The 14,851-nt window shown below is 37.2% G+C and carries 12 protein-coding genes; 4 read left to right on the top strand and 8 right to left on the bottom strand.

Annotated elements, in window-relative coordinates:
- Positions 1-111: 111 nt before the first annotated feature.
- The 3 genes from ilvN to ilvA all read left to right on the top strand — a co-directional run bounded on the left by ilvN (position 112) and on the right by ilvA (position 3,841).
- The gene (gene ilvN, locus ACFO3O_RS17085; protein WP_379981048.1) at positions 112-693 is read left to right on the top strand and encodes an acetolactate synthase small subunit; all 582 of its coding nucleotides are present in this window, start codon (positions 112-114) and stop codon (positions 691-693) included.
- A gap of 164 nt (positions 694-857) precedes the next feature.
- Entirely contained in the window at positions 858-2,351 is a 1,494-nt protein-coding gene (gene ilvC / locus ACFO3O_RS17080; RefSeq protein ID WP_379981046.1) for a ketol-acid reductoisomerase, read from the top strand.
- 224 nt (positions 2,352-2,575) lie between these two features.
- Positions 2,576-3,841, top strand: coding sequence for a threonine ammonia-lyase (gene ilvA, locus ACFO3O_RS17075; RefSeq protein ID WP_379981044.1), 1,266 nt, complete (start codon positions 2,576-2,578; stop codon positions 3,839-3,841).
- Here ilvA and ACFO3O_RS17070 read toward each other — a convergent pair whose 3' ends face one another.
- The 4 genes from ACFO3O_RS17070 to clpB form a co-directional block, all read right to left on the bottom strand.
- Positions 3,842-6,187 (bottom strand): alpha-L-rhamnosidase-related protein, encoded by a 2,346-nt coding sequence (locus tag ACFO3O_RS17070; RefSeq protein WP_379981042.1) that lies wholly within the window; start codon positions 6,185-6,187, stop codon positions 3,842-3,844.
- Between the two features lie 66 nt (positions 6,188-6,253).
- Positions 6,254-6,718: a hypothetical protein gene (locus ACFO3O_RS17065; RefSeq protein ID WP_379981040.1), complete on the bottom strand. Its 465-nt coding sequence runs from the start codon at positions 6,716-6,718 to the stop codon at positions 6,254-6,256.
- A gap of 116 nt (positions 6,719-6,834) precedes the next feature.
- Positions 6,835-7,272, bottom strand: coding sequence for a hypothetical protein (locus tag ACFO3O_RS17060; RefSeq protein ID WP_379981038.1), 438 nt, complete (start codon positions 7,270-7,272; stop codon positions 6,835-6,837).
- Positions 7,273-7,361: 89 nt separating this feature from the next.
- Positions 7,362-9,968, bottom strand: coding sequence for an ATP-dependent chaperone ClpB (gene clpB / locus ACFO3O_RS17055; protein WP_379981036.1), 2,607 nt, complete (start codon positions 9,966-9,968; stop codon positions 7,362-7,364).
- A 228-nt stretch (positions 9,969-10,196) separates the two neighbouring features.
- Between clpB and ytxJ the strand changes: the two genes are divergently transcribed.
- Complete coding sequence (ytxJ, locus tag ACFO3O_RS17050) at positions 10,197-10,586, top strand: bacillithiol system redox-active protein YtxJ (RefSeq protein ID WP_379981034.1); 390 nt, start codon at positions 10,197-10,199, stop codon at positions 10,584-10,586.
- 152 nt (positions 10,587-10,738) lie between these two features.
- Here the strand turns inward: ytxJ and ACFO3O_RS17045 are convergent, their stop codons facing one another.
- The 4 genes from ACFO3O_RS17045 to ACFO3O_RS17030 form a co-directional block, all read right to left on the bottom strand.
- Positions 10,739-11,923 (bottom strand): hypothetical protein, encoded by a 1,185-nt coding sequence (locus ACFO3O_RS17045; RefSeq protein WP_379981032.1) that lies wholly within the window; start codon positions 11,921-11,923, stop codon positions 10,739-10,741.
- Positions 11,924-12,403: 480 nt separating this feature from the next.
- On the bottom strand, positions 12,404-12,532 hold the full coding sequence (locus ACFO3O_RS17040; RefSeq protein ID WP_379981030.1) for a hypothetical protein: 129 nt from the start codon (positions 12,530-12,532) through the stop codon (positions 12,404-12,406).
- 461 nt (positions 12,533-12,993) lie between these two features.
- Positions 12,994-13,497 (bottom strand): hypothetical protein, encoded by a 504-nt coding sequence (locus ACFO3O_RS17035; protein ID WP_379981028.1) that lies wholly within the window; start codon positions 13,495-13,497, stop codon positions 12,994-12,996.
- Between the two features lie 108 nt (positions 13,498-13,605).
- The gene (locus ACFO3O_RS17030) at positions 13,606-14,814 is read right to left on the bottom strand and encodes a redoxin domain-containing protein (RefSeq protein WP_379981026.1); all 1,209 of its coding nucleotides are present in this window, start codon (positions 14,812-14,814) and stop codon (positions 13,606-13,608) included.
- Positions 14,815-14,851 lie beyond the last annotated feature (37 nt).

Genomic DNA, 14,851 nt, shown 5'->3' with positions numbered 1-14,851 from the left:
AGATTAGAATTGAAATTCAAAACATTTCCTGTAAAAACGGGAAACTTATAGAAAAAACGATAATTAAGCTTTGGTGGATGAGATTTCCGCCTTCGCTGAAATTTAGAGCATATGAAAACATACACCGTGAGCATTTACACCGAGAATAATATTGGATTGCTGAACCGTATTTCGGCGATATTTCAACGTCGTAAGATCAATATTGAGAGCCTTTCGGCATCAGAAAGTGAGATAGATGACGTCTTTAAATTTACCATAGTCGTGAATATCACAGAGCATCAAATGGAAAAAATCAAAGGGCAGATTGAGCGTCAAGTAGAGGTTATTAAAGCTTTTTACCACACCGATGAGGAGACTATTTTCACAGAAAGTGGCCTTTTTAAAATCAAATCAGATTTGTTGTTTGAAGAACCACAAATACAGAATATCATTAAGGAAAGCCATGCACGTATTGTCACTGTAAATAGAGACTTTTTTGTGTTAGAAAAATCAGGTCGTCGTTCGGAAATTGAGTTGGTACACCGCGAGCTTAAACCTTTTGGCATTATGCAGTTTACCCGTTCGGGAAGAATCGCAGTAACCAAGACAGAAATGCCTATTTCAACACTGTTACAACAGATTCAGAAGGAGCAAGAGGCAGCTTTCGGCGTAGCCGAAGTTTATGCTGAGCAAAGTCGAAGTGCGAAAGCGTAATACGAAAAGTTGAAATTAGAAAAACGAAATACGAATAACTAATGTCAGTCTGAGCTTGTCGAAGACGTTTTTAATACACTTCTGCGTAGGCGGAAGACTTAATATAATAATAACAATCGCAATAGGCAGGATGAGATTTCCGCCTTCGCGGAAATTAATTAACAATGAACTACTTCAACACATTACCATTAAGAGATCAACTTGCACAATTAGGAAAATGCCGATTTATGGATGCTAGCGAATTCCAAGACGGAATCAATGCGATAAAAGACAAGAAAATCGTTATTGTAGGCTGTGGAGCACAAGGCCTTAACCAAGGACTCAATATGCGTGATAGCGGTTGTGATATATCGTATGCATTACGAGAAGGAGCAATTAAAGAAAAGCGTCAGTCATTCCAAAATGCCAGTTCTAATGGTTTTACCGTTGGGACCTATGAGGAGTTGATTCCTTCGGCAGATTTGGTATTAAACCTAACACCAGATAAACAACATACTTCGGTCGTAAAAGCAGTCATGCCTCTTATGAAAAAAGGAGCAACGCTTGCTTATTCACATGGTTTTAATATCGTAGAGGAAGGGATGCAAATCCGTGAAGATCTTACCGTGATAATGGTGGCACCTAAGTGCCCAGGGTCTGAGGTTAGAGAAGAGTATAAAAGAGGTTTCGGAGTTCCTACCTTAATTGCTGTACATCCTAATAATGATCCTGAAGGCAAAGGACTAGCACAAGCAAAGGCGTATGCTGCCGCGACAGGCGGACATAGAGCAGGGGTTTTAGAGTCTTCCTTTGTTGCAGAGGTAAAGTCGGATTTGATGGGAGAACAAACCATTCTTTGTGGGGTGTTACAAACTGGATCTATTCTTTGTTTTGACAAAATGGTCGAGAAAGGAATCGATCCCGCCTATGCAGGAAAATTAATTCAATACGGTTGGGAAACCATCACTGAAGCCTTAAAACACGGAGGAATCACCAACATGATGGATCGTCTTGATAATCCATCAAAAATTAAAGCCTTCCATCTAGCAGAGGAATTGAAAGACATCATGCGTCCGCTTTTTGAAAAGCATATGGATGATATTATCTCTGGACACTTCTCAAAAACAATGATGGAAGATTGGGCAGCAGATGATAAAAATCTTCATACATGGAGAGCAGCGACAGGAGAAACCGCTTTTGAAAAGCAGGAAGTCACTACAGCTCATATCAAAGAGCAAGAGTATTTTGATCATGGTGTACTCATGGTCGCTATGGTAAAAGCAGGGGTGGAATTGGCTTTTGAAACCATGACAGCAGCAGGAATTATCGAAGAGAGCGCTTATTATGAGTCACTTCACGAGACACCATTAATTGCAAATACCATCGCTAGAAAGAAATTATTTGAAATGAATCGTATCATTTCAGACACAGCAGAATATGGTTGTTATCTGTTTGATCATGCGTGCAAACCATTGTTAACTGACTTTATGAAAACGGTAGATACGGATGTAATTGGGACCGCTTTCGCGAAAGCAAACGGTGTCGATAACCAAGAATTGATTGCTGTCAATGACGCGATCCGTAATCATCCAGTAGAAGAAATAGGGGCTACCTTGCGTAAAGCCATGGTTGCGATGAAAAAGGTAAAAACAGAGGAAACGGAAGCTGTTTTGAGTTAATAGTATTCATTTTTACACACCCCTTAATCTCCTCTTTTTAGAGGGGAAACTGTTGCTTTAAATTTGAATATGAAAACAGTTGGTTTGTGTTCCCTCCTAAAAAGGAGGGCTAGGGAGGTGTAAGAACAAGTTTAGCTAGATAAATTAGTGTATCCTCGAATTTATTTGAGCACTTAAAAATAAAAAAATAGTAATACGCGGATGAGATGTCCGCCTTCGCGGAAATGAAAATTGAACAACTTACATACATCCCCACACTCAAATCGATTACAGATGCTGCCAACCGTGTTAAAGAAGTAGCGGTTAAAACGCCCTTTATGCGCAGTTTTACCTACTCCAAGAAGTTTGAGGCTGAGGTGTTCTTAAAGCGAGAGGACTTGCAGCAAGTCCGTAGTTATAAGATTCGAGGGGCGTATAATAAGATGAGTACGCTTTCTGACGAAGAGAAGGAAAATGGTATTGTATGTGCCAGTGCTGGTAATCATGCGCAGGGCGTTGCTTTTGCCTGTGCACGATTGCATATTCAAGGGTCAATATATATGCCAACAACAACGCCAAAACAAAAGGTAGAGCAGGTTGAGATGTTTGGTGGTGATTGGATTACTGTGGTATTACAAGGGGATACGTTTGATGACGCTTTTAGAGCAGCTAGTGAAGTCTGCACTACAGAAGGAAAGACATTTATTCACCCGTTTGATGATGAAAAAATCATCGAAGGTCAAGCCACCGTAGGACTAGAGATGGTCACACAATCTACAAAACCGTTAGATTATGTATTTGTTCCCGTAGGTGGCGGCGGATTAATTGCAGGATTGTCGAGTGTTTTTCATTACTTATCTCCCAAAACAAAAATTATAGGCGTTGAACCTGAAGGGGCTCCTGCCATGTTGAATTCGCTTTCGCGAAAGCAAAATACCACGCTAGACGAGATTGATAAGTTTGTAGATGGCGCTGCTGTACAACGCGTAGGGGAGCGCAATTTCACGATTGCTCAAAACTTTGTAGATCAGATCGTCACGGTTCCCGAAGGAAAAATATGCCAAACGATCTTAGATTTATACAATCGTGATGCTATTGTCGTAGAACCCGCAGGGGCTTTAACCTTAGCCGTACTTGACCAATTTGCTGATGAGATTAAAGGGAAGAATATCGCCTGTGTGGTAAGTGGAAGCAATAATGATATCACACGTACTGCCGAAATCAAGGAACGTGCTTTGTTGTATCAAGGACTCAAACATTATTTTATCATCAAATTCCCACAACGAGCGGGCGCACTTAAAGAGTTTGTGGCAGAAATTCTCGGACCTACCGATGATATTACGTATTTTGAATACTCTAAAAAGACGAGTCGGGAACAAGGTCCAGCTATTGTAGGCATAGAAATCAAAGCTCCCGAAGATTTAGAACCTTTGGTGGATCGGATGCACGCGCGTAACTTCTTTGGAGAATATCTCAATGATAAACCTGATTTGTTTCAGTTTTTGGTGTAATTAATTTTGTGTCTCAAACTCTAATTCTCTAGAAACGAATGTCTTTTTGCTGCCTTCTTTAGTTGGGAGTTCTACAGTAATTTCCCATGCTGGATTGGTTTGGGAGACCTTTATATTGACCTGTGACTCTATTTTTGAATAATAAATAGAGACTTCATTATCTGCGATCAGGATATTTTCTAAAGAAGCCTCATTCCACGTACTTGGCATTTGGGGACGGATGGTTACTTTTTTTGCAGCGGCATTGGGTTGAACGCCAAAAAACTGTTGTACAATGGGGACGGCGTAGCTATAAATATTCCATGCTTGAGTAATCATACCATAATCGGGAGATACTTCATACATACTGCCAGGGAGTGCATAGCTAAAGGTTCTATCCATGCGTTTGAGGTAATTTAATGCTTTGTCTGGACGGCCGTAATTATTCTCGGAAATTACCTGAACTCCTGTTGGTAGGGTCATCACAGCCCCTGTATACGAGAAAATTTTACTTCCTTTAAAAGAACCTTCATCTTTCCCTGCAGACGCATCACGATCGATTCCTGTGACGAAAACACCAAACGGATTGACAAATTTTTCAGCGGTTTGTAGGGCTTGTAAGGCTTTGGTGGAGTCGGCGATACCCATTTCCATCGGGGTGTTTACCACCCAATTATGATGTACCACAAAAGGTCTAGGTTCGGTAGATGGATTGGCTTTGATGGCTTCCAGTGTACTTTGGAGTTCGGTAACTGCCCAGGGTTTGTTTAGCGTATCAGCGCGTACGATCGCATCTTCAATTAAATGTATGGCTTGTTGGTCGGTTCCTATAAAATCGGCATAACTTTTAAATTCTTCAGACCAGAAATCTGTATTTATTTTCGCTTTAAGCGAAAGAGCTATTTCACGGTATTGCTTAGAAAGATCTTCTTTTCCTAGTATGGTTGCCATTTTGGAAGCATCATCAAAAGCTCTTTGTGTATAGGCGGCGACATCAATCATCTCGCTGTCAAGACCGTGAATTTCCATCATTCCGAACCCGTCTGGGAATAGGTTTTTATTATCATCTTTTTCTTTGAGTAGCCATTGGAGGCCTTTCTCAATCGTAGGGAAGTAGTTTTCAAGAAAAGTCTGATCACCGTTCCATTGATAGACTTCCCAAATGAGGGAGGCAAATTGCGGGGTTTCGTTGATATTTCCAGGATTAAAAACTTTTCCATTGGTGGACATTTCATGAATGATCTGCCCGTTGCCATTAAGTGCATTGGAGATACTATCTAATAATTGAATAGTGTTGTATACAGGTTCGGTTTGTCCTATCGCCATATATCCTTTGAGGGCATATTCACTATCTACACCAAAATACCAAGGGTAATCAGGAATTCCTGCAGTGATTCCAGATCCTAATTCAGGGATGGTGCGTACGAGCCAATCGCTGTTATACTTTAACCACTCGAAGGTTTGCTCTATGCCTTTATCAGGAATAGTGAGTAGAGAGTGGGATGCTAATTGCTCATAACGTTCTTTTTTTGAACGAATAGCATCCAGATAGGTGTTATGAATATCTTGATAGGTTGCTAGAACTTCTTCTTGAGAGGCGTAGCTTCCTGCAATGACTAGGGTGAGTGTAGCACGATCCTTTGGTGGAATAGAGATTGGATAGCTGAGTTCTCCAGAGATTCCTTTTCCAGTACCTTTATAGGCTTCCAAAGCACGATGTACTATTGGGTGTTGATCAGATCCAAACGTAACAAACCAAGAGTTGTCAGTATCTTTTATGGTCCATGCTTTGTTTATAGCATCATAGGTAGCGATATCTTGTGCGTCTATCATATTGGTTTCTTCTCCTAGCCATGTAGGTCTGAGATCTGCATTTCCGATAAAAGTAAGTTCAAAAGTGTTTGTTGTAGGGGATGTATTTTCTATTTGAAACTGTACCACCATCCCTTCTTTATGATCGGGAACAAATTGCCAGCGTTCTATGTGAAGTTGTGCTTCTGGAAGTGCATATTGATGTTTGTTTGCGTACGGGTAATTGACAAACGTATGTGCACTATCTAAGGCAATTTTTTTTTCATCTTTTAAAATTTCTACTTCAAAACCATCCATCAGTTTGATGGGATGATTCCAGATACCTCCCATTTCGCCTTTAATATGCCAACCAAGATCTGGAAAGGTGCCATCTTGATGCCCTACCATATAAACGCGATCTCCTGCGGTTACATATGGAGAGTTTAAATAAGCAGGTTTTCCTTTTATAGACGGGCTGTCTTTTGTTAGAGAGTCAAACGTTTCAGGGTTGGAAGAAGTTTTTTTACAACCTATAGACAGCATAATGCATAAGAGGCATACTACAAAACGAAACATATGATTTATATTTTAAGATAGCATAAATGTAAAGATTCGTATTGTAAGCACAAACAAACGTAGCGACTATATCCACTTCCCAATATTCATTCCTTTTTTGAGTGCTTGTTTCATCTGTTGATAACTTTCCCCATTGGAAAATTTACGTTTATAGTTTGGTAGGTTTTTATAGGCTTCAGAATATGCCCTTTTTCTTTCTTCTTGTTTTTTGGCATGTGTTATCCAATAAGCTTCTTTTTCTGAAATAGTTATTTGAAGTTCGTCTAATAATCTGAGTGTTTTAGCAACTTGGATAGTCGTTTTTGAAATTACTTGAACGGGGTCATCTAATAGGATTCCGATAAGTTTATGCTGTCCGTTGATGTGTAAAGAAGCGATATGTTTAGCTAGGTAAAGGCGGTTTTTATAATGTCCTTTTTGTGCAACAACAGAAAGTGTTCGCATGTTATTGGATCGTAGCCATTTTTGTAAGATCCCTCTAGGAATCTTAACATAAAATAGATTATATATAAGGATCAATAGATATTTCAAAAAAGGAAGGTTATATCCTTATTGGAATATATATCATACATAATGTTACAAATTGAATTTGATTTGTTAAAAGTTTAAAACACCTTACTTTAGAATTTTAAGGTTTTTGGCTGTTTCTACACTTTCTTAAAGATAAGCACTTTCTTTTTATACTCTAAGCTGATTTCGTCAAAATCTTTTTTCTTGATTCTGGCAATTTCTTTAGGGGTGATATTGAAACTAATTTGGGTGATGTAGCAATTAACTGCCCTAAAAAAATCAGATTCGATTTCTTGGGTGTCAGATACCAAGGTAAAAGCGTCATTTGCATTAGAAAATCTCATTGTCGCTCCTCTCTTGTTTTTGATATTGGTTCTACTTATAATAATCACTTCTAAGAATGTATATCCTTGAAGCTCTTGTATGCCCATAAAAACTTGTCCATATTGAGATGCTGCAATTTTAGTTCCTTCTATGTTTGTAGCGATGTCTCCAGCAAAAAAGGCTTCATCAAGCGATTCATCTGTTTTTTTGTTTCCAAAAGTGGCTAATAGGTTGTCAATTTTTTTAAACATATGATGGGTATCAAATAAGGGGCTAAGCTACTTAAAAAACAAAAAAAAGCATCCATTTCGGATGCTTTTTTATTGATTAAGTGAGGTGTTTATTCTTCCTCACTCGTTAATTTATCTTGATTTCTAAAGACGAGTACATCATCAAAGGCGTCTAATAAAATGATGCTGTTTGTGGTTACTTGACCACTCAATATTTCTTTTGATAGTTTATTAAGGACTTCTCGTTGTATGGTTCTTTTTACAGGTCTAGCTCCATATTCTGGTTGAAATCCTTTTTCAGCAAGGAGATCAATAGCTTGAGGGGTGGAGTCTAGTGTAATGCCTTGTTGATTCAGCATTTTTTTAACTCCGTTTAACTGTAGTTTTACAATCTCTTGTATGTCTTTTCGCGTAAGCGGTGTGAACATAACAATATCATCGATACGGTTTAAGAATTCAGGTCGTATAGTTTGTTTTAATAAACCGAGTACATCCACTCGCGCAGCTTCTATGGCGCTTTCCATGTCTTTAATAGCTTCAAAACGGTCTTTGATGATGTCACTTCCCATATTTGAGGTCATGACCACAATCACGTTTCTAAAATCTGCAGTACGCCCTTTATTATCTGTAAGCCGTCCTTCGTCTAGTAATTGTAAAAGAATATTAAAGGTATCTGGATGCGCTTTTTCAATTTCATCGAGTAAGACTACCGAGTAGGGCTTGCGACGAACAGCTTCTGTGAGTTGCCCTCCTTCATCATATCCCACATACCCTGGAGGCGCTCCTATCAATCTGCTTACACTATGGCGTTCTTGATACTCACTCATATCAATGCGGGTCATTGCATTTTCGTCATCAAAGAGATATTCGGCGAGTGCTTTTGCAAGTTCTGTTTTACCTACGCCTGTGGTTCCTAAAAATAAAAAGGATCCGATGGGTTTGCGTTGATCTTGTAATCCAGCACGGCTTCTTCTTACGGCGTCACTTACAGCTGTGATCGCTTCTTCTTGACCAATCACACGTTTGTGCAACTCTTCTTCTAAGTGAAGTAGTTTCTCACGGTCACTTTGAAGCATTTTTGTCACAGGAATACCTGTCCATTTTGCCACTACTTCTGCAATATCTTCACTGGTGACCTCTTCTTTAATAAGGGCCGTGTCTTCGTGTTCTACGAGTTCCTTCTGAAGGGCTTCTAGGCGTTCTTGTGCATCTTTAATTTTACCGTAGCGCAATTCAGCTACTAGTCCGTAATCTCCATCTCTTTCTGCTCTTTCTGCTTCTAGTTTGTAATTTTCTATGTCTTGTTTGGTGTTTTGTACACGCTCTACCGCTTCTTTTTCAGAAAGCCACTTGGCATTTAGTTCATTTCTAGCCTCTTTAAGTTCAGACAATTCTAAGTGCAAACTTTTGAGTTTGACTTCATCTTTCTCTCGTTTGATGGCTTCGATTTCAATTTCTAACTGCATGACTTTACGATCTAATACGTCTAGTTCTTCAGGTTTGGAATTGATTTCCATACGTAGTTTTGCGGCCGCTTCGTCCATTAAGTCAATGGCTTTATCTGGCAGAAAACGACTGGTAATATAGCGTTGCGATAAGGTGACAGCTGAGATAATGGCGTCATCTTTAATACGCACTTTATGATGGGTTTCGTATTTGTCTTTAATTCCTCGTAAGATGGAAATAGCACTTTCTGTGTCGGGCTCATCTACGATTACTTTCTGGAAACGGCGTTCTAAAGCTTTGTCCTGCTCAAAGTATTTTTGATACTCATCTAAGGTCGTAGCACCAATCGCACGTAGTTCTCCACGGGCAAGGGCTGGTTTTAAGATATTGGCAGCATCCATAGCACCTTGACCACCACCAGCGCCTACTAACGTATGGATCTCATCTATAAAGAGTACAATGTCTCCATGACTTGTGGTTACCTCTTTAATAACGGCTTTGAGGCGTTCTTCAAATTCTCCTTTAAACTTTGCTCCTGCGATCAATGCTCCCATATCTAAAGCAAAAATTTGCTTATTCGATAAGTTTTCAGGAATATCTCCGTCTATAATACGGTGCGCAAGCCCTTCTGCGATAGCTGTTTTTCCAGTACCAGGTTCTCCAACAAGAATAGGATTATTTTTGGTACGTCTAGATAAGATTTGAAGAATACGACGTATTTCTTCATCTCGACCAATAACAGGATCTAGTTTCCCATCTTTAGCAAGCTGATTTAAGTTTTTTGCGTATTTATTAAGTGCGTTATACGTTTCTTCTGCATTTTGGGAAGTAACACGATCTCCTTTACGAAGTTCTTCAATAGCTGCTTGTAATGCTTTTTCTGTGACGCCTTGATCTTTTAAAATTTGAGCAATTTTACTTTTGGTTTTAAAAATAGCAAGGATGATATGCTCAATAGATACATACTCATCATTCATTTTTTTGGCAATACTAGAGGTGTCGTTTATGGCTTTACCCGCTTCACGCGAAAGCACAATATCACCTCCCGATACTTTAGGAAAACTTGTGAGCGTACTTTCTAAAATTTGCTTAAGTAACGGAATGTTCACATCTAGCTTTTGTAATAGAAAAGGAGTTACGTTTTCGTCTACCTCTAGAATGGCTTTAAATATATGTTCGTTTTCAATTTGTTGATGTCCCAATTCTTGCACAATTTGTTGTGCTCTTTGGATGACTTCTTGTGATTTTATAGTGAAATTATTGAAGTTCATAGCTTCTGTGTTTTAGTGTTATTTGTGATGTAATAGTCAATACATGTACCAAGATGTTTTACAAGACAAAATGACGCTTAACCCTTGTAAACAGTGACTTTTTGACGTGTTTAAGGGTTTGTTTTCTGCAAAATTGACAAAAAAGGTCAGCAAGGGAATGGATATTTTTTTGCTTTCGCGAAAGCGTACTCAAAAACAAACGCTTATTTTTGTAGAAAAAATAAAACTATGGGCGTATTTAACGGATTATTTGGGTCTAAGGAGTCTAAGGAACCAACACCAGAAATTCCTTGGAAACCTCTTACGGAGGTGAATCAACTTGATGTCATTATAGAAGATTCTAAAGTAAAACCTGTGGCCATTTTTAAGCACTCTACTACCTGTGGAATCAGCCGAATGGCTTTACGGCAAATTGAATCTAGCTATGATATACCAGCCAATCAATTGGATATTTATTATCTAGATTTAAAAGCCTATAGAGATGTATCTAATGAAATAGCATCACGTTTTCAAGTGACGCATCAGAGTCCGCAAATGATGGTTATAAAAAATGGTGTAGCTGTGTATAATGATAGTCATGGTGGAATCAACGTCCCTGCGTTGCATCAGTATTTATAATTTTATGAATACTCTTGAGATGTAGAAGGATATTAATACTAATACCTCATAATGGATCAGTTTGACTTTATACTGGAGTTCTCGACTGCGCTCGAACAGACTTACATAAAATGGCTACTCAGTTTGAATAGCCATTTTTTTGTTAGGGATTCTTAAAGATTAGAATTTACAATAATAGATTTTAAGCGTTGCTTCAGATCTTCTCCTACATCGTATACCATTTGCTCATTTGAAGGGAATCTCACTTGTCTATTACGTGTATATCTCAATAAATCATCTTCTAAGGCTCTTTTGTCTCCATCAAATGTCGCGTAGTAATGTTCAAATACATATTCACTAGCCAGCGGAAAGGACTTAATAACCTGCCCTGTATTTTGTGAAGTATAACGTACTTGTCCTATGATGTTTACCGCTTTGGATTGTAAGACTTCATAATACGTGCAGTTTACCGTAATCATTCTATCAACTTCTATTTTTTTTCCATCTTCGTCTAGTATAAAATTACCATCTTCATCTCGTAGAAATTCTTTTCCGTCTTTGATGTTTTTTTCTTTTTGAAGTTCGCGCTCTCTAAATCTTTCGGGCGAGATATTGATTTGTCGTAGAGATACATCCATCACATAATCATAGGTAATCCCTTGTTGCGGAATACTGTGATATACTTTCCAAAAATCATTAAGACCATAGGTCGAGAAGTCTAAAAGATCATTTTGTAAACGTTCTGGTATGATGATATTTGAATCATTATAGAGTACTACTTCTATATAGTCTGTTCCTTTGCGGTGAGTTTCGTCTAAAAGCTGTCTGACATTTTTATGGTTAGGGGTTAAATCATCTAGGTATTCTAGATCATCATAAAGTCTTCTATAGTCTACTTTTGAGTTGGCAGACGCAAGGTTTGCTACTACTTGATCATAAAGTTGATCTGTGAGCTCTCTTTTTGAATTGATAAGCTGCGTGTTGTAGTTTTTAATTTCAAACACGGCATCTCTTGCTTGTTCTTGCAATCTAAGTGGTAGAAGCGGCTTGATCATCTCTTGTCTGTTGTTTAGAGATTTATATAGCTGGTAGATTTCTTCTATATTATTAGGATTTCCTTCATTTTGTAAGTAGGCGATACGCTCTACATCTCTCTGTGCTGCTTTTGCAAAGGCATCTTCCAAAAGAAGGGTATGCGACTCCTTATTCTTTTTAGTTGGGTTTTTACGCAGTTTTTGAACAGAAGTATTTATGGCCCGATCGTAATTACCATTTAGTATAGAAGAGGTAGATTTTTTTACGGATGAACAGCTGTTAAAACATAAGAGTAAACACAATGTAAGGTAGAGGTACTTCATAATTATTGACTTTTTAATCTGATTTCAATTTTGATGCCAAATTGATTTCAAAAGTACTAATTTCAAAGTATAAATGGGATAAACATATTCCATAGAAAAACCCCCTATTTTCTGATCAAGAGCAAGGAGGTTTATATTGACTGATATTGAAAACGCAATGTATCGGTCAATGTGATATTCAAAATAGGCAATAGTATGTTATGCGTTCATTGTCGCTATTTTGATATGTACTATAAATGTTAATGAAATAAATTAGATGAATTGGTACGCTCCTGTCTGCCGAACAGGCAGGTTCGCAAAAGCGTAACCAGAGGGAATCATCAAATTAGTGAGATACGTTCTAAAAAAGATATGCATGTGTCTAGAACGAAAGAGGTCGTGTTGTTATCCGAAAATAACTTCTAAAGCGGCTATTATAATGTGTACCATGAGTGTGTGAGTTTAGTGATTAATAAATACTTTTTTGATGTTTGTGTTTTGTTATCCTACATATTGCAACCAAGTAGTGATCATGTAGCTTATGGATAGTGATACCATACATATGGTGTAGATTCCTAATACTTTGTTTGTTTTTACTTGTTTTGTAGTTGTCATTTCTTGCGTTTTCATAATCGATAATTTTAAAGGTTTTTTAATAGTTGTTTTTTATTGATATGGCAAAGAAGTGGCGTTTGCACGAGGCTGCAAAATATTTTTAAATGATTTTATGCATTTGGATGCTGATTTGTAAGTAAAAAAATCATATACGTTTTAACAAGTGTAAATTTGTCTTCGTTAAAGTAAACGTATGTAATCTTATACGTTGTTTATAGTTTACGTTTGAAAGAATTGTAGGGGGTATTTTGTTGCTTTTTAAAATCTCTAGGAGACTTTTGTCTCAAAATCCTTTAAAAAAGGAAGTTTCATCTTTTTGAAATTATTTTTCACATATGTAAAATCTAAAAAAAAGGGTGCTTTTTAAATATCTGTATGATGGTATTTTGTTTCAAAATACACGCAGAAAAATAAATGCATAAAAAAACCGCTTTGAAAATTTTCAAAACGGTTAGTATTAAGAGGAGGGTTGTTATTTAATCTAAATTTAGATCAGATAAAACCGTATTTAAATTATCTGTATTATGGGTTTCTGCAAATTCAGAAGGAACAATAACGATTCTGAATATTTGATTTTGTGTAAAATCGTTTCCTAAAGAATCAAAGTCATCGCTTTCTAAAACGAGGTCTAAATCAAAAATTCCAGTGGCATCATCAAAAATAAAATTGAATCTGTATTGGGCAAATCCCCCGTTGTCAAAGAAAAATGTTCTAGGGAGTGGTTCAAATACATCAACTCCATTGGCAGCAGAAGCTGCGGGGTCTAATACATAGACGAGTGGGACATCAGATTCAAAGACACTAATATTGTTTGGTACAACAACATTAACAAAGGCTTGAAAACCATCTGGAGAAATGAAGTCTACATTACTTATTTCAAAAGTTTGTCCTATGGTATCAAAATCGACATTGTCATCATCATTACGACAAGAGGTTAAAAGAAATGTAATAAGGAGTAGTGGTAAAATTTTACGTATCATTATAATAGAGTTATAGTTTTTAATAATTATATCAAAGGTAATGCCACTTATTTATTTTATTTCATTTTTTGCAAAGATGTTGTGTTTTTGATGAATGACAGTGATTTTTTAATCAGCTATTATCAAGAAGTCAATAGGGCGTTTTGCTTTTTTTAATTCTAGCCCGTATTTGGTTAATTCGGCTAAACTTTGTTTTTGATTTTCTTCAAACCATTTTACTTCGATGTCATACACTTTATCGTACCCTGTCTCATCTACTACGGGTAATAGAAGAACTTCTTCGTAATAGTCACGTAAACGTTCCATAGGATCTCCTTGTAGTGTAATACCTTCTCCATATCTCACGAAGGCGTTTGGATCAGGCTGTTTTGAAGAAATAGGAATGCTTATTTTTGTATTTGGAATTTTTTGAAGCACATACACATCGGTTACTTGTGTTTCTATCGTTGCAGAAAGACCAGATAGCGCTTTTATTTCATTTTTCACCAGCTCCAATCGTTGTTCGTATACATAGTCTGGATAAATCATCTCATACGAGTATCTATTTTCAGGGGTGAAGGTATATTTTTCAGGGTGTTTTAAATGTTCTTTTGTTCGGTTATACGAGTATTGATAGGCTCTTTGTAACATAGATGTAAACGTAGTGTTAAGCATAAATAATCTATTGGATGTTGGGCTTCCTAAATTGCTCATGCCTTGTAAGTCTGGGTTGTAGGGAAGGAGTGTAGATTGATATACGATGGGTTTATCTGTAGTCCCTAATGGTTTGTTAGGATCAAAAGCTAAATTTTCTTTTTTTTCTTTAAATATGACCTGCTCTCCAGCAATGAGTTTTGTGATATTTTCTTTAGTAATGTAATCACCATCCACAATAGCCTTTATGACTTTATTTCTGTCTAGGATTACATAATGTGGTATGTAAGCATGTGTGAAGTATGTATTGATAGATTTGTCATTATCTATCGCCACCGTGAATTGCTGAGGCTTATTTTTTAAGAATAGTTCGATACGTTCTGGTGACTCGTCTGTTACGGCAATGATTTTTATTTGTTTTCCGAACGTTTCTTGAAGTGCACTCATTTTAGGAAATGATGTAATACAGGGACCACACCACGTAGCCCAAAAATCTAGAATAATGATATCTTCTGTATAGCCATATAGATTAGATTGTGTCTGACTATCGTTTAAAAGCTGTTTAAAAGCGATATTAGGCACTTTAAATCCTATCTGCGCTTCGGTTTCATTAACAGGGGTAATCTCCTGTTTACAACCACATAGTAATGTAATTGCAAAAATAAGTATGATGATTTTTTGCATGATGGTATGAATTAAAAAAAACCTACTATACCTTATA

Source organism: Dokdonia ponticola (assembly GCF_042653865.1).
In the GTDB taxonomy this organism is placed as follows: Bacteria; Bacteroidota; Bacteroidia; order Flavobacteriales; family Flavobacteriaceae; genus Dokdonia; species Dokdonia ponticola.
This window is presented reverse-complemented; position numbering and strand designations above follow the sequence as displayed.

What these genes read in the sequence shown, in the direction of transcription:
- ilvA (WP_379981044.1), top strand. Translation starts at nt 2,576, where the DNA reads ATGAAAATTGAACAACTTACATACATCCCCACACTCAAATCGATTACA.
- ACFO3O_RS17060 (WP_379981038.1), bottom strand. Translation starts at nt 7,272, where the DNA reads ATGTTTAAAAAAATTGACAACCTATTAGCCACTTTTGGAAACAAAAAA.
- ytxJ (WP_379981034.1), top strand. Translation starts at nt 10,197, where the DNA reads ATGGGCGTATTTAACGGATTATTTGGGTCTAAGGAGTCTAAGGAACCA.
- ACFO3O_RS17045 (WP_379981032.1), bottom strand. Translation starts at nt 11,923, where the DNA reads ATGAAGTACCTCTACCTTACATTGTGTTTACTCTTATGTTTTAACAGC.
- ACFO3O_RS17030 (WP_379981026.1), bottom strand. Translation starts at nt 14,814, where the DNA reads ATGCAAAAAATCATCATACTTATTTTTGCAATTACATTACTATGTGGT.
- ACFO3O_RS17070 (WP_379981042.1), bottom strand. Translation starts at nt 6,187, where the DNA reads ATGTTTCGTTTTGTAGTATGCCTCTTATGCATTATGCTGTCTATAGGT.
- ilvC (WP_379981046.1), top strand. Translation starts at nt 858, where the DNA reads ATGAACTACTTCAACACATTACCATTAAGAGATCAACTTGCACAATTA.
- ACFO3O_RS17035 (WP_379981028.1), bottom strand. Translation starts at nt 13,497, where the DNA reads ATGATACGTAAAATTTTACCACTACTCCTTATTACATTTCTTTTAACC.
- ACFO3O_RS17040 (WP_379981030.1), bottom strand. Translation starts at nt 12,532, where the DNA reads ATGAAAACGCAAGAAATGACAACTACAAAACAAGTAAAAACAAACAAA.
- clpB (WP_379981036.1), bottom strand. Translation starts at nt 9,968, where the DNA reads ATGAACTTCAATAATTTCACTATAAAATCACAAGAAGTCATCCAAAGA.
- ilvN (WP_379981048.1), top strand. Translation starts at nt 112, where the DNA reads ATGAAAACATACACCGTGAGCATTTACACCGAGAATAATATTGGATTG.